At 36.8% G+C, this 26,090-nt stretch carries 23 protein-coding genes, 3 pseudogenes and 1 other annotated feature; of the genes and pseudogenes, 13 read left to right on the plus strand and 13 right to left on the minus strand.

Translation table 11 applies throughout. From position 1 onward, the window contains the following. Positions 1-345 precede the first annotated feature (345 nt). Together RCG17_RS06770 and RCG17_RS06775 are read right to left on the minus strand one after the other, a co-directional pair. Positions 346-666, minus strand: coding sequence for a hypothetical protein (locus RCG17_RS06770; RefSeq protein WP_308174472.1), 321 nt, complete (start codon positions 664-666; stop codon positions 346-348). A 52-nt stretch (positions 667-718) separates the two neighbouring features. After that, complete coding sequence (locus RCG17_RS06775; protein WP_308174473.1) at positions 719-1,270, minus strand: helix-turn-helix domain-containing protein; 552 nt, start codon at positions 1,268-1,270, stop codon at positions 719-721. 262 nt (positions 1,271-1,532) lie between these two features. Between RCG17_RS06775 and RCG17_RS06780 the strand changes: the two genes are divergently transcribed. From RCG17_RS06780 to RCG17_RS06790, 3 genes are all read left to right on the plus strand, one after another. After that, entirely contained in the window at positions 1,533-2,924 is a 1,392-nt protein-coding gene (locus RCG17_RS06780; protein ID WP_308174474.1) for a zinc-ribbon domain-containing protein, read from the plus strand. 1,132 nt (positions 2,925-4,056) lie between these two features. Then, on the plus strand, positions 4,057-4,329 hold the full coding sequence (locus RCG17_RS06785) for a hypothetical protein (RefSeq protein ID WP_308174475.1): 273 nt from the start codon (positions 4,057-4,059) through the stop codon (positions 4,327-4,329). Between the two features lie 177 nt (positions 4,330-4,506). After that, on the plus strand, positions 4,507-5,655 hold the full coding sequence (locus tag RCG17_RS06790; RefSeq protein WP_308174476.1) for a tyrosine-type recombinase/integrase: 1,149 nt from the start codon (positions 4,507-4,509) through the stop codon (positions 5,653-5,655). Positions 5,656-5,809: 154 nt separating this feature from the next. Here the strand turns inward: RCG17_RS06790 and RCG17_RS06795 are convergent, their stop codons facing one another. The 3 genes from RCG17_RS06795 to RCG17_RS06805 all read right to left on the minus strand — a co-directional run bounded on the left by RCG17_RS06795 (position 5,810) and on the right by RCG17_RS06805 (position 6,760). Beyond that, on the minus strand, positions 5,810-6,061 hold the full coding sequence (locus RCG17_RS06795; protein WP_308174477.1) for a hypothetical protein: 252 nt from the start codon (positions 6,059-6,061) through the stop codon (positions 5,810-5,812). Positions 6,062-6,106: 45 nt separating this feature from the next. Continuing rightward, positions 6,107-6,289, minus strand: coding sequence for a hypothetical protein (locus RCG17_RS06800; protein ID WP_308174478.1), 183 nt, complete (start codon positions 6,287-6,289; stop codon positions 6,107-6,109). A 150-nt stretch (positions 6,290-6,439) separates the two neighbouring features. After that, positions 6,440-6,760 (minus strand): hypothetical protein, encoded by a 321-nt coding sequence (locus RCG17_RS06805; protein WP_308174479.1) that lies wholly within the window; start codon positions 6,758-6,760, stop codon positions 6,440-6,442. A gap of 409 nt (positions 6,761-7,169) precedes the next feature. On the opposite strand from RCG17_RS06805, the pseudogene RCG17_RS06810 reads away from it, so the two are divergent. The 3 genes and pseudogenes from RCG17_RS06810 to RCG17_RS06820 all read left to right on the plus strand — a co-directional run. After that, positions 7,170-7,457: pseudogene (locus RCG17_RS06810) on the plus strand (Uracil permease); the annotation flags it as partial. A 308-nt stretch (positions 7,458-7,765) separates the two neighbouring features. Then, positions 7,766-8,576, plus strand: a pseudogene (locus RCG17_RS06815) (CsxC family protein). Positions 8,577-8,852: 276 nt separating this feature from the next. Further along, positions 8,853-9,629, plus strand: coding sequence for a CsxC family protein (locus RCG17_RS06820; protein WP_308175781.1), 777 nt, complete (start codon positions 8,853-8,855; stop codon positions 9,627-9,629). A 295-nt stretch (positions 9,630-9,924) separates the two neighbouring features. Here RCG17_RS06820 and RCG17_RS06825 read toward each other — a convergent pair whose 3' ends face one another. Then, positions 9,925-10,629, minus strand: a complete 705-nt coding sequence (locus tag RCG17_RS06825) for a CsxC family protein (protein ID WP_374120947.1) — start codon at positions 10,627-10,629, stop codon at positions 9,925-9,927. A 591-nt stretch (positions 10,630-11,220) separates the two neighbouring features. Here RCG17_RS06825 and RCG17_RS06830 point away from each other — a divergent pair. Further along, positions 11,221-11,868, plus strand: a complete 648-nt coding sequence (locus RCG17_RS06830; protein ID WP_308174481.1) for a hypothetical protein — start codon at positions 11,221-11,223, stop codon at positions 11,866-11,868. Between the two features lie 130 nt (positions 11,869-11,998). After that, positions 11,999-12,721, plus strand: coding sequence for a hypothetical protein (locus RCG17_RS06835; protein ID WP_308174482.1), 723 nt, complete (start codon positions 11,999-12,001; stop codon positions 12,719-12,721). Between the two features lie 51 nt (positions 12,722-12,772). Here RCG17_RS06835 and tyrS read toward each other — a convergent pair whose 3' ends face one another. Further along, positions 12,773-14,032 carry a tyrosine--tRNA ligase gene (gene tyrS, locus RCG17_RS06840; protein WP_308174483.1) on the minus strand — a complete coding sequence of 420 codons (1,260 nt, stop codon included), beginning with the start codon at positions 14,030-14,032 and terminating at the stop codon, positions 12,773-12,775. A gap of 44 nt (positions 14,033-14,076) precedes the next feature. Next, positions 14,077-14,299 (minus strand) — a binding site (T-box leader). A gap of 141 nt (positions 14,300-14,440) precedes the next feature. Between tyrS and RCG17_RS06845 the strand changes: the two genes are divergently transcribed. Continuing rightward, complete coding sequence (locus RCG17_RS06845; RefSeq protein ID WP_308174484.1) at positions 14,441-16,693, plus strand: transglycosylase domain-containing protein; 2,253 nt, start codon at positions 14,441-14,443, stop codon at positions 16,691-16,693. Next, positions 16,600-17,151 carry a hypothetical protein gene (locus tag RCG17_RS06850; protein WP_308174485.1) on the plus strand — a complete coding sequence of 184 codons (552 nt, stop codon included), beginning with the start codon at positions 16,600-16,602 and terminating at the stop codon, positions 17,149-17,151. The genes RCG17_RS06845 and RCG17_RS06850 overlap by 94 nt, the downstream gene beginning before the upstream one ends. 299 nt (positions 17,152-17,450) lie before the next feature. Here the strand turns inward: RCG17_RS06850 and acsA are convergent, their stop codons facing one another. Continuing rightward, positions 17,451-19,169 carry an acetate--CoA ligase gene (gene acsA / locus RCG17_RS06855; protein WP_308174486.1) on the minus strand — a complete coding sequence of 573 codons (1,719 nt, stop codon included), beginning with the start codon at positions 19,167-19,169 and terminating at the stop codon, positions 17,451-17,453. 224 nt (positions 19,170-19,393) lie between these two features. On the opposite strand from acsA, the gene RCG17_RS06860 reads away from it, so the two are divergent. The 3 genes and pseudogenes from RCG17_RS06860 (at position 19,394) to RCG17_RS06870 (ending at position 21,880) form a co-directional block, all read left to right on the plus strand. Next, the gene (locus RCG17_RS06860; RefSeq protein ID WP_308174487.1) at positions 19,394-20,026 is read left to right on the plus strand and encodes an N-acetyltransferase; all 633 of its coding nucleotides are present in this window, start codon (positions 19,394-19,396) and stop codon (positions 20,024-20,026) included. A 32-nt stretch (positions 20,027-20,058) separates the two neighbouring features. Then, positions 20,059-20,705: pseudogene (locus RCG17_RS06865) on the plus strand (acetoin utilization AcuB family protein). Then, on the plus strand, positions 20,702-21,880 hold the full coding sequence (locus tag RCG17_RS06870) for an acetoin utilization protein AcuC (protein ID WP_308174488.1): 1,179 nt from the start codon (positions 20,702-20,704) through the stop codon (positions 21,878-21,880). Before RCG17_RS06865 ends, RCG17_RS06870 begins: the two are co-directional and overlap by 4 nt. 22 nt (positions 21,881-21,902) lie before the next feature. On the opposite strand, the gene ccpA is transcribed toward RCG17_RS06870, so the two are convergent. From ccpA to RCG17_RS06895, 5 genes are all read right to left on the minus strand, one after another. Continuing rightward, positions 21,903-22,907, minus strand: coding sequence for a catabolite control protein A (gene ccpA / locus RCG17_RS06875; protein WP_308174489.1), 1,005 nt, complete (start codon positions 22,905-22,907; stop codon positions 21,903-21,905). Between the two features lie 227 nt (positions 22,908-23,134). Continuing rightward, positions 23,135-24,211, minus strand: a complete 1,077-nt coding sequence (locus RCG17_RS06880; protein ID WP_308174490.1) for a bifunctional 3-deoxy-7-phosphoheptulonate synthase/chorismate mutase — start codon at positions 24,209-24,211, stop codon at positions 23,135-23,137. Positions 24,212-24,520: 309 nt separating this feature from the next. Continuing rightward, on the minus strand, positions 24,521-24,853 hold the full coding sequence (gene ytxJ, locus RCG17_RS06885; RefSeq protein ID WP_308174491.1) for a bacillithiol system redox-active protein YtxJ: 333 nt from the start codon (positions 24,851-24,853) through the stop codon (positions 24,521-24,523). An 85-nt stretch (positions 24,854-24,938) separates the two neighbouring features. After that, complete coding sequence (locus RCG17_RS06890) at positions 24,939-25,451, minus strand: YtxH domain-containing protein (protein WP_308174492.1); 513 nt, start codon at positions 25,449-25,451, stop codon at positions 24,939-24,941. Between the two features lie 25 nt (positions 25,452-25,476). Further along, on the minus strand, positions 25,477-25,953 hold the full coding sequence (locus RCG17_RS06895) for a DUF948 domain-containing protein (RefSeq protein ID WP_308174493.1): 477 nt from the start codon (positions 25,951-25,953) through the stop codon (positions 25,477-25,479). Positions 25,954-26,090: the final 137 nt, after the last annotated feature.

A 26,090-nucleotide genomic window follows, 5' to 3' on the forward strand; every position in this document is an offset into this window, starting at 1 on the left:
AGTTGTTTATATTCAATTTCTAATCTTTATTAAACTATCCTGAACCATTAGCTTAAGTGCATTTTTTCACGATCTTTAAATAAAAAGCGATGAGAATTTCAATCTCGTCGCTTTTCATAAAAGCTCTTGTATCTCCTTTTTTTCTTGAGATATATCGTGGTAATCTAACATGCTTCTACTGATTGAAGCCTCCGGGATATTCATAGTAGCTGCTAAGATATGTCCTATCCACACCAAAAGGCCAATTTGGTAGTGCGTAAATTTCTAGCATAAAAATGCTTGCACAACCTTCAAATTGGCCTAATTTTAATTTAAAAAATTGAAAATATGATTGGGTTTATTGAATCACTGAGCAACTCTATACTTTTGATTTCTCTCTGCGTTCTCAACAAGCTTCAAATACATTTTAAATCGTCTATCCATTAAGTAGGATATACCTATCGTTTTAACAGAAAGTTCAATCTTATTACAAGCCTGTAAATTCAATTCTAAGACAGCCCATATTTTCTCACCTTCTAAATAAATTGATTTTACTTTTCCAACTTTAATAAAATTATGGTCTTCAACTGGAATTCCAATAATATGCTGTATGTAATCGTGAACTATATTGATATTTATTTCTGTTAAATTAGTCACTAGTAATTTAGTCTTTATTGAATAGTTCATTCTTATTTTCCCCCAATTTATCAACATACCTTTTTTTATGTCACATCAATATTTACCTTTGGTATCCTTTCCCAGTCACTTGTAATTGTATAAATGCTAGTGCATCATCAGAGGGAATTACCCACTGTCGTCCATCTTTTGACGCATCAAGTTTTCCCTCCTTTATAGTTTTGATAATTGCCACAGACGAGAGACCCACCATAAGCGAAAGTTGTTTTGAATTGATAGACTCCTCAGCCTCAAGGGACAAAGCTATGAAGGAGCAGCGAACGAATAATCCGAGTTTAGTCCTTTCCCATTGCTCCCACTCGATTTGATAATCTGCTTTATTTGTAAATGGATTGCCCCAAACTAATCCACAAATCGATTTTAACGTGTTATACATATGATTTGGTGGTTCGCTTAATCCTGCCAAATACATATAAATGGCATGGATCTCTGCTGCAAGAGGAAAAGGGAAAACTTCACCCCTGATGTTTATTCGTTGTGGTTGAGGCATAACACCTATTGAATAATGATCAAATTTCAAGGAAAGCTTTTCGAAACCCTCTACTAATTCTTTTATCATTTCATCATAAAAATCTCTATTAAGAAATTTAACCATTCGCATTTTGCTCCCTCCTTTCGTTTTTTAGTTTAGTTTAGTAAAGTAAACTTAATTTATTTTTTTTACTTTGTCAACACTTCATATTCAAAAAGGAATAACTTAAAAAGAAATCTTACTCCCCTTTCATTCCCTTCTTATTTGAAAAAACTGATTAACACAAATGAATTTTTACTCTTAATTAGCAAATACTAATTTACTGGAAAGTAACACGAATAAATTAAACCATTTGTAAAACTTGTTCTTTCGGGGGAAAAATCATTTGTCAATTGTAACAAAAACATGGCAGGAAAATTGGACAAAAGAATCAAAGCAAAAATGGATAAATCTCGGCTATAAATATACAGCGTTAGATCAAATATTTGAAATTGCTGAGCAACATGCTGCGCCAACACAAATGTGTTCTTTGAAGCGATATCCAGTAAAATTAAACTCAGCAAACAAAAAGCATTATACAAATGCTGGATATAAATGGACCTTTGCTGGAGACACAATAATGGTTCTTCCTAGTGAGCTAACAAAAGGTTCACACACTGAGATTATGTGTATTTGTGATGAATGTAATAAAGTTATACAAAATGTAGTTTATAAAGATTATTTAAAAACAACTAAGGATGAAACTATTCCTCAAAAATGTGGAAAATGTGGAAATTCCATTAGAAAAAGTAAAGATGAGTATAAATCACAATTGAAAAAAGTCCATGGTAATGATTATTTATTAATTGGTGAATATGAAGGAATGCATAAAGCAACACTTCATAAACATGTTTCGTGTGGGACTATAAAAGAAATGATCCCACACGATTTGTTAAAAAGGCAAGGTTGTTTCAATTGCAACAGCCAATTATATATTGATGAATCAAATTGTTTAGCAGCAACACACAAACATCTATTATATCAGTGGGATTATGAACAAAATCCTATACTTCCAACTGATATAAAAGCGGGGTCTAATATTAAAGTATATTGGATATGTCCCGATGATATTAGGCACAAATATCCTATGGTGATCGCCAAAAAGGCTTTAGAAAATCGAGGGTGCCCGATATGCTCTGGAAAATTAGTACATGAAACCAATTGCCTACAAACCACACATCCGAAAATGTCTAAGATGTGGGATTACGAAAAGAATGGGGATGTTACTCCACGAGATGTTACATACGGAAGTAATAAAAAATATTTTTGGATTTGCGCTTATGGGCATCCCTCATATAAATCAAAGGTTAAACAGATTTCAAGGGGCGAAGGTTGTCCAATATGTCAAGAAAGCAAAGGTAATAAATATATTAGAAATTGGCTTGAATCTGTTGGTTTGAAGTTTTCACGTGAAGAAAAATTCCACGGTCTTAAAGTCATTAATCAACTTAAATTTGATTTTTTTGTTGATAACAGCCAAGGAAAAGTTTTAATTGAATTTCACGGAAAACAACATTATCAATACCATGAATTCTTTCATAACGGTTCCCGTAAAAATTTAAAAAAGCAATTTAAATATGATGGGGTAAAACGAAAATTTGCAAAAGAGAATCAAATACCATTAATAGTTATCCCTTACAAATTAAACGGAAAGCAATACAATGAGAAAGAAACAATAAAATGTTTGAAGTACCAGCTTAATAAACTTAATATCTATTATAATCAGCCCCCAAGATGATCTATCTTGGGGTTTTTTAATCAACGCAGTTAACTGAATATTGTCAGTATCGTTCATTATTTTTCGTCTTTCAATTAATTACCTTTATGGATTTTTCCCCCGCTGTTCTTACTGTAAAGATCACACCCAGAATACAATCAACAGTTTCCTCGTTAATAAGACTTCCATTTTCACAAAGGGGGTGGGGCATAAAACGAACTGAACATTAAATTATTGAACACCTACCACCCCCCAGAATTTTTTTAAAAAAATTTCACCCTTTATGGCAATCTTTTAGGAATTCCGAGAATAAACGAGATAAATTAAGATATATTGCGTTTTCAATAGGGTGAAATATGCCTTCATCTTTTTTTTACTTGTGTTTCATTTTTATTAAGGAAACAACAAAATGCGCTCCAAGACATTTAAAGATATGATATATACATACAAATCAGCTGAAGACACTAAAGATAACATTTAATGTCAATTTAAATTAAAACCGGGTCATGACCCCAATTTAATGGGGGATTACAAATGAAAAATTTAAAGAGTTTTTAACGAAGTCAGCAACAGCAATATCCTTTTCCAGATATACAATCTCTTATTGATGATAATATCCAAAGGAAAAAACAATAGCACTCACAGTTGGGAAATTCAAAAAAATTCCGAAAAACATGCTCTAAATCTGAATTCCCATTACCCAGCTATATTATTTAAAGAAGGTTTCAGTAATTTGATTAGTTCATAGGTTATCAGCTCGTTGATTTCAAGGATGACCCTTATAGTGATGACAAGCACTTTATAGGATAGAAAGATTATGAGTTTTTATACCTTGTTCTTTGAAATGTAGATAAAGGAAATTCCAAAGCATATGCTAATAAAATTGCTCGTTGGACGGCGGATGATTGAAGTTGAAAATATGAAAACAAAACTCACAAAATCGTAAGGCTTATGTTGGTTGAACCAGAAGCAATTAATATTGATATAGTTAAAAAATCCACGATTTATAGGTAGATTCTAGGTCGGGTAAATCTACAAGACCTATGCGAACCTAAATTAACCTATACTTCTTTAATTTAACTTCTGTTAAAACTTTAACTTAATTTTTGAACAATTATAAATCTATTGCTACTAGAAATAGGAGGTAAAGTAAATGCCTATTGCGGAAATAAGCGTTAATGTTAATAACACAGAAATAAGGCAATACATCAATCAGAAACTTGATGAATCCATAAAAGAAGCTTTTTTCACTTGGGATATTGAACAAATGTCGAAGCAAACGTGCATGAGCAAATCTTTTCTAGAAAATGAAATCCTAAGAGATCCAAGAATGAAATTACTTGAAAGGCGAAAGGAAAAGGGGAAAAGGTATTGGTTTTATGAAGAATCAAAACGTGTAATGAGAGAAATTATGGATAAGTGGTGACAATTATGACCTGGATAACCTATCCTCAATTCATGACAAATACTTTAAAAACTGCTAATGTAAGTTATGTGCAATGTTATTTATATTTTACTAGTTGGTTTAAGAATTTAAGTAGGCATTGCTCTCATTTCAATTCCCCCAAGCGCGTCTGTCCACGCAGGGAAAGGGAAGATTAAAATGGAACTGTACAAAACAAAAAAAGATAAAGACCTCTATTATTACTTAAATGCTAAAGGTGATAAAAGGTGGTGTTATCGTTATCGGTATTATGATGCACTTGGAAAACGCAAAGAAAAGTCACAGCAAGGCTTTACAAGTGAAAAAGAAGCATATAAGGCCCTACTAGAAATAAAAGCAAGCATCATAAATGGCGATGTGAAACAAGTTGAAAATTCAAATTTAACCATATCTGAATGGTTAGACATTTGGTTCGAAACACATAAGAACGATTGGAAAATTACTTCCCAAATACAGCGCCAAAATGCTATTAAGTATCAAATGAAGCCTTTGCTTGGAAAATATAAATTAGCCGAACTAGATAAGACCACCTATAAACGTATGTATATTAATGAGCTCTTGAAAAAATATGAGCCTAGCACGGTCCGCTTATTCCACCGTTTGTTCAAAGTAGCTGTTAATGCAGCTGTGGATAGTGAAATTATCCCGCGAAATCGTTTTACAAAGATCACCATTCAAGGTAGTGAAGAGTTGGATGATAATTTTTTTACTGCAGAGGAACTTAAAACATTTCTTGCTGTTGCCAAGCGATTAGAGAATATCACCAATTACACTATCATCTTGCTTCTTGCTTATACAGGTTTAAGGAAAGGTGAGGCATTGGGATTAACATGGAGAAATGTGGATTTTGACAATAAAACTATAACTGTGGAACGAACTAGAGATAAAAGAGGAGCCCGACCACCAAAAACGAAAAATAGCTACCGGACCATTTTAATTGATGACTCGCTCATTTACCAATTAAAAATATACCGTACATGGTGCAATCAAACAATGTTGTCATTTGGGAAGCATCTTTCAGATGATGATTTTGTGTTCATTTCGTACCAATCAAGCACACCGATGGGAGAAAACACATTAAAATATTGTTTTGACCGAATAACTAAAAATGCCGATTTAAAACCTATTACTCCCCATGGTTTACGACACACTCATGCTACGATCTTAATTGGTCAACGTATCCCGGTGAAGGTGATTGCAGAAAGGTTAGGAAATACTCCCCAAATGATTTTGAACATTTACGGTCACTCCTTTAAATTGCTGGAGGAGGAATCAGTAATCGCCTTTGAAAAGGCCTTACATTTTTAAATTGGGGGAAGTTTTGGGGGAGGTTTTCAAATTACCCATTTAAAACCCCATAAATACTAGGGTTTTTGCTACTATTGAGTTCTACTCTCGTTAATTGATTTGCTTATTAAACAATAATAACCAAAACCCTAGAAGCGTTGATATAGCGCAGTTTCTAGGGTTTTTTATTTTTCCCTCTGCTTTGTACGTTAATTCGTGTATTTTCTACATCTGTTCGTGCATTTTTTACATTTTTTATGACAATGACAATGGCTACACTCACAATATTTTGGGTGGTGACAGTGGCACCAATCAAAAGGCATTTTATAAAAGTGATATTTACAATGTTCCCTACAATGATTGGAAATCGGACATTTTTTATCGTGCTTTGAACAGTAGCATTTACATGATTTACGCTTACAATCATGTTTTGAGCATTTTTGGCAGAGGCACTTATGTTCTTTATACTGTTTTATGTTCCGATGATGACTTCGTGTACATTTAGAATGCTTACAGGGGTGCTTATCCTTATCATGATGGATTGAACAGCTGGAACTCGAGCGTTTATTACAAAAATCCCTAGAATGACTGGAAATTGGACATTTGTTATAATGCTTTGAGCAGCAGCATCTGCATGATTTACGCTTACAATCATGTTTTGAACATTTTGGGCAGAAGCGCTTATGTTCTTTATGCTGTTTTATGCTCCGAGGATAACTTCTTATTGTCCGGTGATGACTTCTTATTGTCCGATGGTAACTTCTTATTGTCCGATGGTGACTTCTTATTGTCCGATGGTGACTTCTTATTGTCCGATGATGACTTCGTTTAGTCCGATGATGACTTCGTGAACATTTAGAATGTTTACAGGAGTGTTTATGCTCATCATGATGGCTTGATGAACTGGAACTCGAACGTTTATGTTCATGATGGCTTGATGAACTGGAACTCGAACGTTTATGTTCATGATGGCTTGATGAGCTGGAACTCGAACGTTTATGTTCATGATGGCTTGATGAGCTGGAACTTGAACGTTTATGTTCATGATGGCTTGATGAGCTGGAACTCGAACGTTTATGTTCATGATGGCTTGATGAGCTGGAACTCGAACGTTTATGTTCATCATGGTGTTTGCAACTGCTAGAACTGGAAAGTTTAAGTTCATCAAAATGGTTGGAGCAGCTGGATGTCGAGAGTTTATCCTTATCATTAGGCTTTTTTATCACATCAGTATTTCTTAACTCACTAAGTTTTATCTTTTGAGGTTTTTTTATCAAATTTACTCACCCTTTTTTATTAAGATACATTTATTTATGAGATTATCCCATTTTTAAAATATTCTTTATCCCAGTAAATGAATGGGACATCTGCTTATCTTTTTAAAAATGGGTGTTGAGCGTCCACGCTTGTCCATAACAAAATAGAAGAACTCGGCATACAATATAGGGGAATGCTAACGTGAATTTCGGCCCACATCATGCCCAATTTTCAACATAATTTGCACACAAAAAAAGAAGCGAGAACCAGGGGGGATCCTTACTCCGCCGATCATCGGGATTTCTGAAACTGCGGAAGCAAACTTTCTAAATGAAAACACCCAGATGGGTGCCCGGCTAGATAAAGTTTTCTTCGAAAACCTTGTGAAATACAATGATCAGCCATACTATGAGTTGGTTGCTGCAAATATATTTGAACTTGATTTTTCTCCAACAATGGCAAATTCGGAAGGGACATTTACCCAATTGACAGAAAAAGTTATTTTGGAACTTACGTTTAAAGTATTGCAAGTTCAACAAGTTGAGATTGTCGGTGCTATTAATTAAGTAGTCCCTGTTTTTACTGCGCTTACACCACGTCCTGATAGTATGTGAGAACTAATCGATTAAAAAGAAGCTGATTCCCCGCTTCTTTTTTTGTGTAACAATGTTAAGAATTCCGGCATGAGGTAGACCAAAAATTATTCATGTTCTCCCCATTGTGATGCACAAAAAAACCCATTTTAAAAAAATAAAGCAAACGTCTATTATACTTGTCCATACGTTTATGGGGACAAGGAATATGTTAATAGTGGAATGATTTCATTCCAAAAAAATAAAAGAAATGGGGTAATTTTTTGGACGCAAATAATAATATGTGTGGCCAAACACAAGGAGCAGGCCAGAATGGACCATGTCCGGTACCTGCTACACAACAAATACCGTTAACAAACTTAGGTACAACACCTGTGACGGGATTGCCCGTTACTACTGTTAAGCTTCCGGTTGTTATCGCAGAACCAACTCTTCAAATCGTGGTGGAATCAAACCTTCCTCTTATGACTCCTGCAACAGAAATCAAAAGAGTGAAGAAACATGTATTCCTGAATGAGGTGAAACTGATTCCGTTTTCTTTTGCACGCTTTGGTGGTGGTACAGCAACACCAACAGACTACTTTGCGGCAACAAGAGCAAAAGTATTCGTAAGAGGGCATATCCGTAAAAACATCGAATATGCCAATGGTGCATGTTCCAGGACCGCTTATGGATCAAACTGTCGATGTGCCATTCAGCGGGTTTACAGAAATCACGTTTCCCGCACTTGTCCCAGGAGGCCCAGGGGGAATCATTACTCCGCCGATTATCGGGATTGCTGAAACTGCGGAAGCAAACTTCCTGAATGAGAAAACCCAAATGGATGCTCGTTTGGACAAGGTTTTCTTCGAAAACTTGGTAAAATACAACGAACAGCCATACGGTGAGTTAGTCGCTGCGAACATGTTTGAGCTTGATTTTTCTCCGAGAATGGCAAATCCTGAAGGAACGTTTACTACGTTGACAGAAAAAATCGTTCTAGACCTTACGGTAAAAGTATTACAGGTTCAACAAGTTATGTTTGCTGCTGCTACCGCTCCTCTTCAAATTGTTCCTTTGCTTACTGCACTTACACCTCCTGCAACACCATAAGAGCATAAAAAAGCAGCTGGCGAAGCCAGCTGCTTTTTTATCTTTGTACATAACGCTGTAAGAGCTTTGGCATGAGGTAGACCAAAAATATTCGTGTTCTCCCCCTATATTGAATTGTGGCTCTTCTATTTTGCTTGGACAAATGTGGACGCTCAAAACCCATTTTTGAAAAAATAAGCAAATGACCCATTCGTATACTGTGATAAAGAATATTATAACAATGTGAAAAATTCATCAAAAAAAAGAAATGAGGTATTCTTTTTGAGCGAAAATAATATGGGGGGGCAAACACAACGGGCAAGTCAGAATGGACCTTGTCCAGTGTCTGCTACCGAACAAATACCCTTAACAAACTTAGGTACACCAGTAAACACAGGTGGATTACCTGCTGCTAGAATTAAGGTTCCGGTTGTCATCGCAGAACCAACCCTTCAAATCGTGGTGGAATCAACGATTCCTCTTGCGACTCCTGCAACAGAAATCAAAAGAGTGAAGAAACATGTATTCTTGAGTCAGGTAAAACTGGTTCCAGTTCAATTTGCACGCATTGCTGGAACAGATTTTTTTACCGCAACAAGAGCGAAAGTATTCGTAGCCGGGCATATTCGCAAAAACATTGAATATGCCACTGGTGCATGTGCTGGTCCGCTTATGGATCAAATCGCTGATGTGCCATTCAGCGGGTTTACTGATATCTCAACTGGAGCAACTCCAGGGGGAATCCTTACTCCACCAATCATCGGTATTTCTGAAACCGCAGAAGCAAACTTCCTAAATGAGAAAACCCAATTGGGTGCTCGTTTAGATAAAGTTTTCTTCGAAAACCTAGTAAAATACAATGAACAGCCATACGGTGAGCTCATTGCAGCCAACATGTTTGAACTTGATTTTTCGCCAACAACGGCAAATCCTGAAGGAACGTTTACTACATTGACAGAAAAAATTGTTCTGGACCTGACGTTTAAAGTATTGCAGGTTCAACAAATTCAAATTACTGGCGTTGCTCAAATCGTTCCTATCCTTACGGCAATTACACCGCCTCCTAGCCCGTAGTCGTTTGATGGAATGGGTTGCTTCTTCTGAAGTGAAGAATATTGTAACAAAAAACAAAGACCCGATCTTCTTCGATCGGGTCTTCTTAATCATTTATTTTTTTCCAATCAATTGCCCTCAAAAGATTGTGAGACAATTTGATGTTGTAAAGTTTATTTTTGGAGTTCATCGAAACAAATCCTTTCGGACTGTGCAAAACCGTATATCCCAAAGTCCCGAATACCACATATCCTCTTGGACGTATGTTTCAACAATTCCCATATTTTCATTAGGTTTCCTCCCTGCCGCCAAAAGGCTAAGGGGAAACAGGGGGTGTGAGACCAGTCAGGAAAGGGACAATGGCAGTCGCACCAGTAATGGCGACTTGCTGTACTTGCAATACTTTGAGTGTTAGATCCAAGACGATCTTTTCCGTCAGCTGAGTAAACGTTCCCTCGGGACTTGCCGTAACTGGAGAAAAATCAAGTTCAAATATGTTCGCAGCGACTAATTCCCCATATGGCTGTTCGTTATATTTGACAAGATTTTGAAAGAAAAATTTATCCAATCGGGCGTCCATTTGGGTTAATTCATTTAGGAAATTAGCTTCGGCACTTTCGGAAATCCCGATAATCGGGAAATTAAGAAATTTCTTAATTTCGGTAAAACCGCTAAACGGAACATCGGCAATTTGGTCCATAAGTGGTCCATTGCATGCAGCACCGGCATATTCGATGTTTTTGCGAATATGACCGGACACAAATACTTTCGCCCTTGTTACTTTAAAATAGTCAGTTTTATCAATGCGCTTGAATGAAACAGGCACCAGTTTGATTTGTTCCAAGAATACATTTTTCTTCACTCTTTTGATTTCGGTCGCAGGAGTTGAAAGTTGGATGTTCGCCTCCACTGCAATCTGTAAGGTCGGCTCTACTAATACAACAGGCGTTTTAATTCGCATAACCAGAATACAAACCTTGATATCACGTGTCCCCTCAGAGACAAAAGGCTCCTCGGGGATAATAGACTTGTATTTCTGCAATGTTTTACGTTTTTGCTGATCGTATAATGAAAAATCCAAAGGAATTACCCCACTTTTTAATATAGTCAAAAATAAGGTATTCCGCGTTTGTCACGATTGCTAACGATTCCGCGCTTTTGTCATAAAAAATGGGCATTTATACAAGGACATTTGCACATGCGCTTCATAAGCATTGTTCATATACTCAGGTATAACTTCAACACGTACAGAATTAGACTGCCTGTTATGAACACCATTTTTCCCCTTGTTTTTTTCTTTTAGGTGTTTATGTATACTAAACTAACCTCTAAAACCTGCGAAATGGACTTAATTTGGCCTTTTTGTCTGCCTAAAAAAAGATCTAACACCATAGCAAACATATACTTAATGAAACCATCTATTCTTAATGGTTATAATACATATAATTTTTGAATAAGTATGAAAATAAAACCTTTTTTATCAAAAATTTATACGTTACTTTTTGAAACTTATGGGATACCTTCCGTCCCATAAAAGATATTTATCACTCTTAGTTGATTACTCCATATAATGAAATTGCCTAAGAATTGGGGATGGGAGGACAATAAAAGAATGGAAAAAAAAAATGAAGCTTGTTTAAAAAATGAAACTGTTTTAATTCAATCGATTATTTGTTCTAAAAAAGTGAAGCTTATCGCCTTTGCAAAAACAAAACTAAAAAAAATAAGTAGTAGGGATATTCAATTTATTCCTGATCCTTCAAGTATTCAGATCACGACGACCCTCTTAAAAGACTTAATAGTAATCCAAGGATTTGTTAAAGGCAGTGTTATTGTAGATGGAAGATTCGTTAAGAAAGTAACCCTTTCTTTTCAGGAAGAGGTAATTTGTGAGGGCGCATGTCCAGGTGATGAATTGAAACACACTAAACCCATTTTAGAGGGAATTTTGCCCCCACAAGTAATACCAAATGAAGACCATGATGGACACTTTGTTCTATTTAAAGCTATTTTTAGTATCCAAGTCACTGTTGTAAGAGAAAAAATAGGAACCATATGTGTAACTATTATTGGGGACATAAATGAAGAGAGATGTAAACACCAAACACCTGCAACAGCAGTAATTCCTTTTGAAATGGAAAAAGCAATAAAGGACGAAAGCGAAAGTCATGATTGTCATTGTCATTACCATGATTGTGACGAAGAGGACTTCCCGTGTATGTGCGAAGAGGAATCCGAGGAGAAAAGCAGCACAACTTAAGATTTATTACTAAGTCTAAAAGTCCACTTTAAAACAACCAAGCAGACATCTAATGGAGAGTCTGCTTTATTCCGTTAAAGGATACTAATCATCTAGCGTTTATATGAATATAATATGGAAGGAGAATGCTATGGATTCAAACAGTAAACGCCTAAGTTATGATCGTTTAAGTGCTCGGGTCCACTTCTATAAAAATCATTCTATGGAGCTTGAAAAAAAACTAATTCTAGCTGAAGAAAAAATTGAACGCTTGCAGGGAGAATTGAAAAAAGCTTCATTAGAAAAGGCAAAAGTGCGTGAACAACTAATAGAACTTGGACAAGCTCAAACAGAAAGTTCTAAATCCTTGTTTGAATTGGCTAACGATAGTGATAGCATGGATGCTGTTAACAACGCATATAACAGTATTGCATATTTTGACTATGCTATTCACTTTTTAGGGAATAAACCAGGGATCATTAAAGGATCATTTTATATAAAAAATACTGGAGCGAAACCATTGGAACATCCTTATGTTTGTTTTCGTTTTACCCCTTCTCATCTAGCTAATTTAGAAGAATGTTATTTACTACAACAGGAAAATAGAAAAAATTCGCAGTGGAGATTTGTGGAAAGGAATTGGGCTATTAATGCAAGAGATAAAGGGGAGGTTTGGATTTGTCCTGATTATGATATGAAAATCATGCCGGGTTCTTGTGTAGCAATAAATGATTTCCAATTCTATCTTAAGGATAAACATTATTCTTGTATCGTTGAGGCATTTGTTTTTTATAATAAAAGAAAGTACAAAATTAAAGCATCGAATAGGATTATTGTTAATAATAAGAATTCTATAAAATTTATGCCAACATAATAATTAAGCGCATTTGAAAATTCTTTTCCAAATGCGCTCATCATTTATTAATTAGTATTTAATTAAATAATACTTCTTTTTCCCGCGGCGGATGATTGTATACTTTCCTTCAATCTTGTCAGCAGCCTGTAAAGTATAGCTGCTGTCGGTTACTTTTTCACCATTTAGTGAAACGGCACCATTTGTAATATCTTCGCGGGCTTGGCGCTTTGATGGTGAAATTTTTGCTGCAACAAGTAAATCAACTAGATTAGCTTCTGTTTCTTCCTTCACTTCATAGGAAGGAACATCTTTAAATCCTTGTTGGATTTCAGCCGCAGAAAGGTTTTTAACATCGCCGCTAAATAAAGCCTCTGAAATCTTAATCGCCTGCTGAAGAGATTCTTCGCCATGAATTAACCGTGTCATTTCCTCGGCAAGTGCTTTTTGCGCTTTGCGAAGATGTGCTTCTTCTTGGACAGATTTTTCTAATGATTCGATTTCTTCCTGGCTTAAGAAAGTAAAAAACTTTAAGTATTTGACAACATCAGCATCAGCCGTGTTAATCCAAAATTGGTAGAACTCATATGGTGTTGTCTTTTCAGGATCAAGCCAAACTGCACCGCTCTCCGTTTTTCCGAATTTCGTTCCGTCTGCCTTTGTGACGAGCGGGATCGTTAAACCAAAAGCCTTCGAACCTTCTGGCATCATCTTGCGGATTAATTCTAAGCCTGTTGTAATATTTCCCCATTGATCACTGCCGCCTATTTGTAATTTGCAATTATGATGTTCGTACAAATGCATAAAATCCATTGCTTGTAAAATGGTATAAGTGAATTCTGTGAAAGAAATACCTGTCTCAAGCCGGTTTGCGATGGTATCTTTTGCAAGCATATAATTAACGCCAATATGTTTCCCGATATCACGTAAAAATGTAACGATATCCATGGAGCCAGCCCAATCGTAGTTGTTCACCAAAATCGCACCATTGTCGCCTTCAAAATTAAAAATTTTCTCCAGTTGTTTTTTAATGCAGGAAACATTATGCTCGACTGCTTCTAACGTTTGCAAATTCCGCTCTTCACTTTTACCGCTTGGATCCCCAATAAGACCAGTTGCGCCGCCCACTAATACAATCGGACGATGGCCTTGTGCCTGAAACCTTCTTAACGTTAAAAATGGCAGCAAATGGCCAATGTGCATACTGTCCGCCGTTGGGTCGACACCGCAATATAGAGAGATTTTTTCCTTATTTAAAACTTCTTTAATCGCTTCCTCGTCTGTCTGCTGATAAATAATTCCTCGCCATTGTAAATCCTGTAATAATTCCATTTCATCATCCCTTTCTACAAAAATAAAAAACGCCCCTGCAATCATGCAGGGACGCAAACTTATGCGCGGTACCACCCGGCTTGAGGAAAATAATCCTCCACCTCGAAATTTAACGGTTAAAACCGTTCACCGCTACTCTTTTCATTCACGGCAAAAGCTCAGGAAAGTAATTCATTTTTCTATTTGTACTAGCTTGCACCAGCCGCCAGCTCTCTAAAAACAGGGATAGAAAAACTACTCGTATGATTTTCCCATCATAGCCACTAATAAAATTAAACTTATCACTTTTTTACCACAATTTCATGTATAATGTCAATCCTATTGCGGGAATCTCAAAATATGGGGAATCCTGTCTAATACGATATACCTATATGCTATAATGAAGTTGATTTTATAAGGAGGTGTGCGATGAAAGATAGTGGGCTTGCGAAAATAAAATCAATCAAAAAAACAATAGAAGGAAGAAAGCCTACCTTTTGGAATTTTATCCTTATTCTTTTTACTATTATCATTCTCTGCATCAGTTTTGGTGTTGGAATAGGAGCTGGATTCTTTGCCTCGCTTGTAAAGGATGAACCCGTCCGCTCCTATAGCAGCATGAAAAAAGACATTTATGATTATACCGAGACATCCAATCTTTATTTTTCAAATGATGTTTATCTTGGAAAACTAAATTCAGACTTAGACCGGGATGAAGTAAAGATTGACCAAGTGTCAAAACATTTAATTGATGCCGTCATCGCAACAGAGGATGAATATTTTTATCAGCATAAAGGGGTTGTCCCTAAATCAATCCTCCGAGCTTTTTTACAAACGGTTACACATTCCCCGATTCAAACTGGCGGAAGCACCCTGACACAGCAATTAATTAAAAACCAGATCTTAACGAATGAAGTTTCTTTTCAACGAAAAGCATCTGAAATTTTGCTTGCGCTTCGTTTAGAGAAATTCTTTTCCAAAAAAGAGATTCTCGAGGCCTATTTAAATGTGTCTACCTTCGGAAGAAATTCATCTGGGAAAAATATTGCAGGTGTTGGGACAGCTGCTGAAGGGATTTTTGGGAAAAACGCAAAAGACTTAACATTACCTGAAGCTGCCTTCATTGCCGGCCTTCCACAAAGTCCTTTTGGTTACACACCATTTACCAAGGAAGGTACAGTTAAGAGTGATCTTCAACCGGGAATTTCCAGAATGAAAACAGTCTTAAAGAGGATGTACGATGGCGGTTATATTAATCATAGCCAATACATAGAAGCGTCTGCCTATGACATCTCTAAAGACTTTATTTCTCCTAAAGATAGCCCAAATGAGAAATATCCATGGCTCACGACAGAAATAGAAAATCGCGCTAGCCAAGTACTTGCTCCTATACTTGCGAAGAATTATGGGATTGATGAAAAGACATTAGATAAGGATAAAAACATAAAAGATAAATATCTATCTTTAGCAAGCCGTGCTCTTCGGCAAAAAGGTTATGAAATCCACACGACGATTGATAAAGATATTTATGACGCCATGCAAAAGGCTAAAGATCAGTATCCCTCTTATGGCCCTGATAAACCACAGGTTGTGAAAGATCCCGATAAAGAAGGGAGTACAACAGTCATGGAGCCTGTTGAAGTGGGAGCGATGCTGATTGAAAATAAAACTGGGAAAATTATTAGCTTTGTAGGCGGGAGAGATTATAACAGACAGCAGCTTAACCATGCTACAAGTGCAATAAGACAAAATGGCTCGACGATGAAGCCCTTGTTGGTTTATGCTCCTGCCTTTGAGCTTGGTAAAGCATCACCGGGAACAGTTCTACCCGATGTGGCCTTAAATCTAAACCCAGAGGATCCTAATAATCCTTGGCCACATAACTATGATCTTCGTTATAGCGGTTTGGTTTCTGCACGGTATGCTCTTACAAAGTCCTATAACGTTCCAGCAGTAAAGCTTTATAAAGATATTGTCAGTCAAAATCCCGCAAAGTACTTAGAGAAAATGGGGTTTACCTCTCTTGTAAAGGATGACTATACAAATCTGGCAACAGCCATTGGTTCACTTAAGCATGGTGTTACAGTTGAAGAAAATACAAATGCTTTTACAACTTTTGCCAATGACGGCAAATTTATTGATGCTTATTTAATTGATAAAATTGTTGATAAACATGGCAAAACCATCTATCAGCATGAGGTAAAGCCAGTAGACGTCTTTTCCCCGCAAACAACCTTTTTAACACTAGATATGATGAGAGATGTTATTAGTAAGGGTACCGCTGCGGGCATCAATGGAGAGTTAAAGTTCAAAGCAGATTGGGCCGGCAAAACAGGAACTGGCGTGGATTACTTTGATTCTTGGTTCGTGGCCACTAATCCAAATGTAACTTTTGGAATTTGGACAGGATATGACACGCCCAAATCGTTACAGTCCAAAGAAAGTTTAACTTATAGTCAAAGAACAAATAATCTTTGGGCAGATTTAATTAATTCCGCCTATGATGTTAAGCCTGACTTAATTGCTCCAAAAGAGGAATTTAAAAAGCGGATGGAATTGTTAAGCTTTCCTATTGTGCGGTTTCAGGTTTGCTGCCATCTAAGACATGTTCAGATTCAGGGCTTGTCGAAAGTGATTATTTTAATTCAAAGTTTGCTCCCAAAGAGGAAGATGACAGTCTGATTAGTGGGAAATATGTTGAAATAAATGGAAGCAAATACTTAGCTGATGATTCTACACCAGATGATTTTGCTCAAAAAGGACTTATGCTAAATCCAGATTTTATCCATCGTTTAGTCGGCAATAATTTTACTGATTATAATCAACTCATTCCCAAAAAAGACCGCTGGAATTCTATTTTTGTCCCAGGTGCAAAGATTGAGGAAAACGAAAAATCACCTGCCAGTGTCACTTTGAACGTTTCAGGTAATACTTTGTCATGGAACCCTGTTCCCGAACCAGATATTATCGGTTATCGGGTGTACAAAAGCGGATTTTTTACACATAAAGTTGCAAGCATTAAAACTGGTTCTTCCCTTACCTATTCAGCTGCCGATGGTGATTATTATGTAACTGCGGTAGATATTAGGGGGAATGAATCTGAAGCTTCTAATCCAGCCGTTATTGGAGAGTACCCTTAATAGAAACAAAAGACCGATTAGTTGCACCGGTATTTCCTACAGGCTGTAGATTAAGTTAAAAATATTACGGACAGAATAGCTAATAGAAATAGTGTTAGTGTCCGTAAGAACGCCTATTACGGACAAAACCAGGGCTGCGGATTGCAATACTGTCCGTAAGAGCACTGATTGCGGACAAAATCGGGGCAACAAACGGCTAATCTGTCCGTAAGATTATATTCGTGATTTGCAGTAAAGAAGTTTCTCGACACACAGAGCAAAAGACCGATTAGTTGCACCGGTCTTTTGCTTTTCATTTATTAATCTTCTAAAGTGGAAAGGTCACCTGTTGGCAGGTTAAGCTCCCAAGCTTTGAGGACACGTCTCATGATTTTACCGCTTCGAGTTTTTGGCAGTTTATCACGGAATTCAATCTCTCTCGGAGCTGCATGGGCAGCTAGTCCTTTTTTAACAAACAATCTGATTTCTTCAATTAATTCTTCAGATTGCTCATATCCATCCCTTAATGCAATGAACGCCTTAATAATTTCACCGCGTACAGGATCTGGTTTACCAATAACACCAGCCTCTGCAACTGCAGGGTGTTCAACCAATTTACTTTCGACTTCAAATGGACCTACACGCTCCCCAGCAGTCATGATTACATCATCAACACGACCTTGGAACCAGAAGTATCCATCTTCATCCATATAGGCAGAGTCGCCTGATACATACCAGTCACCAGGCATAAAGTAAGATTCATATTTAGCTGGATTATTCCAAATTGTATGCATCATGGATGGCCAGCCTTTTTTGATTGCCAAGTTACCCATTCTGTATGGAGGCAGCTCATTACCTTGGTCATCAACAATGGCAGCTTCTACGCCTGGAATTGGTTTACCCATTGAACCAGGTTTAATTTCCATGCAAGGATAATTACAAATTGTCTGTGCTCCTGTCTCAGTCATCCACCATGTATCATGGACTCTTAGGTTAAACACTTTTAATCCCCATTTTACTACTTCAGGATTTAACGGCTCTCCAACACTTAGGATATGACGAAGACTTGATAAATCATATTTCTTTACAATTTCATCTCCGGCACCCATCAACATCCGAAATGCTGTTGGTGCACTGTACCAAACTGTAACACCAAATTCTTCGATCATGCTGTACCAATCATCAGGACTAAAACGTCCGCCAATAATAACATTAGATGTTCCGGTTAACCATGGACCAAAAATACCGTAGGATGTTCCTGTTACCCATCCTGGGTCTGCAGTACACCAATAAACATCGTCTTCACGCAAATCAAGAACCCATTTTGCTGTTTGATAATGCTGAATCATTGCATTATGTACATGCAAAACCCCTTTTGGTTTTCCAGTCGAACCAGAAGTATAATGAAGGATCAACCCATCTGTACGCTGTACCCATTCAATTTTTAATTGATTGCTAGCTTCACCCAGTCTTTTTAAGAAGTCAATATATGGGCCTTCCTCTTGAACATTTGAGCCAACAAGGAAAATATGCTTCAAGGATGGTAATTCATCAACAGGGACACGCTCAAGTAATTCTGGAGTTGTCACTAGAACTTTTGCTTCACTGTCTTCAAGGCGGTCTCTTACTGCGCCCTCCATGAATGCTTCAAATAATGGACCAACAATGGCTCCAACTTTAATGGCACCCAAAACAGCAAAGTAAAGTTCAGGAGAGCGAGGCATGAAAATAAATACTCGGTCACCTTTCTCGACATCTGCATAGTTTCTAAACACATTTCCTGCTTTATTTGACAAGTCTTTCATTTCTTTAAATGTATACTTTTCGTTTCTCGAGCCATCCCGATAGTATAAAGCAACTTTATTTTTGCGGAATGTTTTAACGTGACGATCTATGGCTTCATATGCTAAATTGACAAGACCTGTCTCATGCCAAGTAAAATTTTTCTCTGTTTCATTCCAATCAAATTGTTTGTACGTTTCATCGTAATTTCCTAGATTATGCTCCCCTTGCATAACTGGCAGCGCTTCCACTTTCATTTTAAAAATTCCCCCTTTTGTCGTAATTAATTAGATTATAGTATAATTTCGCTATTTTCTCAATTTTTTAAATATTTTTATTCAAAAATTTTTACGACTTTTTTCGCTAAATGTCGAACAAATCTTTTTAAATTTTACAGAAAATTTAGGAAAAACACTTTAAAAAAAATGAATTTATGTATAATAGAATTGATAGCTGGAATTTTCACTCAGGTGGTGGCCGTATGGAACATAAGAAAACTTATAATATGAAAGAGTTAAAAACAACTTATGGGGATCTCATTATTGAAGGTCCTGTTTCGCCAGATAAAATAGCCTCATTGGATTTCCACGAAGACCTTAAAGCTTTTCGACCAGCCAAACAGCAGCAGCAAGCCCTAATTGGTATTTCCCAGCTAGATGACGGCAGAATTATTATCGCAAGAGATCGAAATACAGTTGTTGGATATGTTACGTTTCTTTATCCAGACCCACTTGAGCGCTGGTCAGAGGGCAAGTTAGAAAACATGATTGAATTGGGAGCCATTGAAGTAATACCTAAATTCCGAGACTTTTCTGTGGGGAAAAATTTACTAGTTGTCTCGATGATGGACGACGCTATGGAAGACTATATTATCATTACCACAGAATATTATTGGCATTGGGATTTAAAAGGAACCGGACTAAATGTCTGGGAATACAGAAAAATCATGGAAAAAATGATGAACACTGGCGGACTTGAATGGTATGCAACAGATGATCCCGAAATTTGTTCACACCCCGCAAATTGTCTAATGGTCAGAATTGGTAAACGAATTGATAATGAATCGATTCAAAAATTCGACCGACTTCGCTTTATGAATCGTTTTATGTACTAATATAGGATGAGAATTATATAGGAGGTTTTGCCATGATTGTAGATGAAGTTATGATCAAAAATGTCATTTCCTTACAAGCTGACAATACAATCGAAGAAGCAATTAATCTAATGAAGACGAAAAAAATTCGACACCTCCCTATTGTGGACGGGGACAATCATTTAATCGGACTGGTAAATGCATCAAAACTGCGTGAGGCCTCTCCATCCGTTTTTCATGCGGGGAGCATTTGGAGGATTTGCAAAAACCCTTATCCATGATTATGAGGACGGATGTTATTTATGGACATCCCCTTGATTTTGTCGAAGAAGTTGCCGGCCTATTCTACAAACACCGGATTAGCTGCCTTCCAATTACAAAAGATAAAAAATTAGTTGGCATTATCACCGAGACAGACCTTCTCAGAACAATGGTTGAACTGACAGGTGCACACCAGCCGGGGTCGCAAATCGAGATAAAGGTTCCTAACATAACTGGTCAGATTAGCGGAATTACAGCTCTTTTTCATAAGCGGAAAGCCAATATATTAAGTATACTTGTTTACCCGGATAAAAAGGATGATCACTTCAAAATTCTCGTTTTTCGAGTACAAATGATAAACCCGGTTGGATTAATTGAAGAGCTTAAAAATTCCGGTCTCCAAGTACTTTGGCCGAATTTGCAGGGGATTTCAAAATGACAAGCCGTTGTTCCTTTGTTTTTTCCGAGGAATTACTCAAATATAAATTTAACAGTGATCATCCATTCAACCAATTTAGACTTACCTTGACCGTAGATTTACTAAAAAAAATAAACGCTTTATCAGCACATCAAATTTCTATTCCCAGAATTGCAACTGAGGAAGAACTTTACTTAATCCATGATCCTGATTATGTGAATGCAGTTAAATTGGCTGGGTTGGGGCAAATTTCGGAAGACAGAGCTGAAAACTTTGGGATAGGAACAGAAGACAACCCTATTTTTCCACATATGCATGAAGCTACTTCTTTACAGGTAGGCGGTACGTTAACTGCTGTTGATCTTGTGATGTCAGGTGCCGTTGATCATGCCCTTCATCTTGGGGGCGGACTTCATCACGGATTTCGTGGCAAAGCATCCGGCTTTTGTATTTATAATGATTGTTCTGTTGCCATTAAATACCTCCAGAAAAAGTACCAGGCACGTGTTCTTTATGTTGATACCGATGCCCATCACGGTGATGGTGTCCAATTTTCCTTTTATGATGACCCAAATGTCTGTACTTTATCTATTCATGAAACTGGGAGATATTTATTTCCAGGAACAGGTAATATAAACGAACGGGGCCACGGGAAGGGCTATGGATTTTCATTTAATATTCCGATTGATGCTTTTACAGAAGATGATTCCTTTCTTGATACTTACACAAGTGCGATTAAGGAAGTTGCTGAATTTTTTAAACCAGATGTCATTTTGACGCAAAACGGAGCAGATGCACATTATTTTGACCCTTTAACACATTTATCGGCAACAATGAAAAGTTATCGAACCATTCCAAAAATCGCACATCAGATCGCACATCAGTATTGTGACGGAAGATGGATTGCCGTTGGCGGAGGCGGTTATGATATTTGGAGGGTTGTCCCAAGAGCATGGGCCCTCATCTGGTTAGAAATGACGGAAAATTCCAACCGTTATGGTGATTTACCATCTGAATGGCTTGACTTTTGGCAAAAACAAGCTCCTGTAAAACTTCCTGAACAGTGGGATGATCCTAGTGACCTATATACCCCGATTCCACGTAAAGAGGAAATTACTGAAAAAAATTTAAGAACACTTGAAAATGCGCTTTATCCAATTAGAAATCAAAAAAGTAAAGAACGAGCTGGCCAATAACGGCCAGCTCGTTTTTGTTTTTTTATATTGGTCTTGTCGATTGGCGATGTTCGATACGGTGCGGCAGGACCACAGTGCTTTCTGATACTTTTTCTTTATTCATCAGTTTTGTTAACAACCGCATGGCAACGGCACCGATATCATACAATGGTTGAACAAGCGTTGTCAGCTGAGGACGAACCATAAGTGAAAGCCTTGTATTATCTGAAGTAATGACCTCAAAATCATCAGGTATTTTATAGCCTTTATCCTCTGCACCATGAACAACTCCAAGTGCCATTTCATCAGAACCAACTAAAATAGCTGTTGGTTTTTCAGCAGCCTCTAATAGCTTATCAAATGCCTCTATTCCAGAATCATAGGTGTAATCACCTTCAACAATTAATTCTTCATTGAAACCTATTCCAGCTTCTTCAAGCGCACGTTTATAACCATTAAGTTTTTTCTGTGAGTTCTTAGGCTCGTGTAGCGGCCCAATTACGAAGGCAATATTCTTATGCCCTTTTTCGATAAACTCCTTCACTGCATCATAAACAGCCTGCTCATAATCAATATTGACAGAAGGAATGGTTTTCGATTCCTCAATGGAGCCAGCCAGTACAATTGGAGCAGAAGATTTTTCAAACTCTGCAGCAAGTTCGTCGGTAATGTTTCCGCTCATAAATACGATGCCATCCACTTGTTTTCCTAACATGGTATTCAAAAGATGTAATTCCTTGTCAGGATTTTGATCAGAATTGCTTAAAATGATATTGTATTTGTACATGGTTGCGATATCCTCAATACCGCGGGCTAATTCCGCGTAAAAGATACTTGAGATATCAGGGATAATCACACCAACAGTCGTGGTCTTTTTACTAGCCAAACCTCTTGCCACAGCATTTGGCCGATAGCCAAGCCTCTCGATGACTTCAAGAACTTTTTTACGTGTTACTGGTTTTACATTTGGATTTCCGTTCACTACACGTGAAACTGTTGCCATCGAAACATTAGCTTCCCTGGCCACATCGTATATTGTAATATTCACACAGAGCACTCTCCTTATATACGGAAACGTCATTTCCCTTATTTTACAGCATTTCTCTAGAACCTAGTCATATTTTTATGAATAATTAAGAAAATAAACATCATCCTTTATGTATGTACATAATGATACGATAAGAATAGTAAAGCCGCAATGACCTTTTGCATAATTTTTCACAAAGATAAAAGCCTTCTGCAATGTTAGAATAACAGAAGGCTCTTTTTTATATATTAAACACGAACAAGATTTGATTTTAATATTTCATCGTAGAACTGGTCAAATTGGTTAAGATCCATTTGTTGCTGTGCATCAGAAAGGGCAACAGCCGGATCTGGGTGAACTTCGGCCATAACTCCGTCCGCACCGATAGCAAGTGCTGCTTTTGCAGCAGGAAGAAGTAGATCTCTTCTGCCTGTAGAATGGGTTACATCAACCCAAACAGGTAAATGGGTTTCTTGTTTTAGGATTGGAACAGCCGTAATATCTAATGTATTTCTTGTAGCCCGTTCGTAAGTTCTAATTCCGCGTTCGCAAAGAATAATTTGTCCGTTTCCTTGAGACATGATGTATTCTGCTGCGTTAATGAACTCTTCAATTGTGGCTGAAAGTCCTCTTTTTAGTAAAACAGGCTTTTTAAGAGTTCCAGCAGCTTTTAGCAACTCGAAGTTTTGCATGTTTCTTGCACCGATTTGGATTACATCAAGATATTCAACCGCAGTTTCAAGATCAGCTGGTGTAACAATTTCACTGATAACGGCCATATCGAATTCATCAGCAACACGTTTCAAAATTTTAAGTCCCTCTACACCTAAACCTTGGAAGTCATATGGTGATGTTCTAGGCTTGTATGCCCCGCCACGCAAAAGTTTTAAGCCTTTTGCTTTCATTGCTTTCGCAACAGTTGCAACCTGTTCATATGATTCAACAGAACATGGACCAAAGACAAAACGCTGCTTGCCATCACCAATGGTTTCACCTTTAACGTTTACAATCGTATCTTCTGGTTTTTTCTTTCTGGAAACAAGTAATGCTTTCTCATGGTCATCTTTTTGTAAGTTCAAGCTTGCCTTAAAAATTTCTTTAAAAATATGATCAATGGTTGCATTATCAAACGGACCATCATTTTCTTCTTTGATAAGATCGAGCATTTTTCTTTCGCGGACAGGATCATAACGGTATACTCCCTGTCCTCCCTTTACCTGTCCAATCTCTTGGACGAGCTGAGCTCTCTCATTGATAAGCTTCAATAACTCCAGGTTAATTTCGTCAATACGCGTTCTTAGTTGGTCTAATTTATCATTGCCCATAAATCGTCCACCCTTTCATTCTTAAGACTAAGGAAAATGTATCCGCAGCTTTCTTATAAAACTTTTCAATCTAAAAAGATAACAATTTAACCTTTTGTCTTTACTTCCTGATTGTTTTTTTGAACTTTTCTTACATTTTCTAATATTAGGCCTTATTATAAAGGATATAGCATTCTTTGTCACTATTTTTTCTTTAATAATTAAACGCTTTTAAGTGTTAAAGTATTTATATGCGTATTTAATATAAAAAGTTCATTAAATTTATTATATTTTATAGTAATTTATCTTTCCATTTTAAAACCTAATTCTTTAATTATTTCCGCTAGAAGCCCCAGTTAACGAATCTTTCGTAATCTGCCAATGTGAAGCATTCCAAACCGCATTTTTATTAAAAAATAAAATAGCTTGCGGGGACTCATGCTTAATTTGGAATCGATCAGCAACTTCACTTGATAATGGACGTGCTTCCTGTACAGCAAGGAAATAAGTTGGCACTTCTGATTGTCCATCTGAGAATTCTTGATATTGGTTATATGCAGCCCGGCTGATTGGGCATGTTAAACTATGCTTTAATAAAAAAAACTTATTTTCTTTTTGAAGTACTTCATCAAACTGTTCAGCAGTAACAATTTTTTGTAACATTTCTATTGACCTCCAAAAAAGTAATGGTGAAGTCATTTTAACACTTCACCATTTTGTTAACAAATAATCCGTTTTCGATTAATTATTATTTTATTGAATTTTCAGCTTCATCAAAAGCCCTTTGTGCTTCTTCGAGCTTTTTCCTGATATCTGTTTCTTTATCTGCAGATGTATCAACATTTCCTTTTGGGATATTGATCTTGCTTGCCGCTCCATTAATAGGAATATAGCTCGTTTCACTTTCTTCTTGCTCTTCAATTGAATCGGAAGTTAATCCCTTCGCTTTATTTACAATCTCCTTTGATTGTTGAACAACAGCTTTGGAAAGCAATGCTGTTTTTTCCTTTGTGGCAGCTGCTAAACCATTACTTTTTTCAAAAACATCATCACTCAATTGAGTTGTTTTTTCTAATAAATTGGTCATTTGATTATTGAGGCCGCTACGGATTTCTTTTCCTGCCTTAGGAGCCAACAGCAATGCAGCAGCAGCCCCAACCACGCCGCCAATAACGGCACCAGCGATAAAGTTTTTAGATGTATGGTTCTCTTTATTCCTATTTTGGTTGTTTTCCCTTGTTTCATTTTCTTTACCAGACATATAATAAGCCCTCCTTTTTAAATTTTTATCTTTCTATATCCTTCTGTTTTTCCTTTATAGAGATTTTGCGTTTTGTATTTAAAGCCTTTTCTTGCTTTTTGCTTCTCCATTTATCTTTTAGTTCAAGGATTACATTGCTCCATTGTATTACTTGGGAAATTTTTTCTTTATTTCCTTCCACCTGTTTGTCAACGGCATTTGTAATGCCTTGTAATGTTTGATTAAAATGAATGACTGTAGTACCAACGTCCTTTACTGCATCCACAACACTATTTAAACTTTCTGATTTTCGCTGCAGATCTTCAGCAAGATGGTTTGTTTTTTGCAAAAGTGCTGTAGTTTCGGTGGTAACGCCTTCTATTTGTTTTTCTAATCCCCCTAGTGTCTTTGTTACCGTTTCTAAGGAGACTCGGACTGAATTTAGCGTTTTTGATATGTACATAACTAAAATAAAAAATGCTATAGCTATAAAAGCTACACTTAAATATAGAATGATGATCAAGTAGTGCACCTCCGAATATTCTATCTCTATCTATTACCTTTATAATTCAAATATAAACGATTTTCCCCACACATTACTAGTTCAATAATTGTCTTTTGTTCTCCTGCTTAAAACATGCGTAAAATTCATTTCTTTTA

Origin of the sequence: Neobacillus sp. PS3-12 (genome assembly GCF_030915385.1) — a bacterium.
GTDB lineage: Bacteria > Bacillota > Bacilli > Bacillales > Cytobacillaceae > JAEVLT01.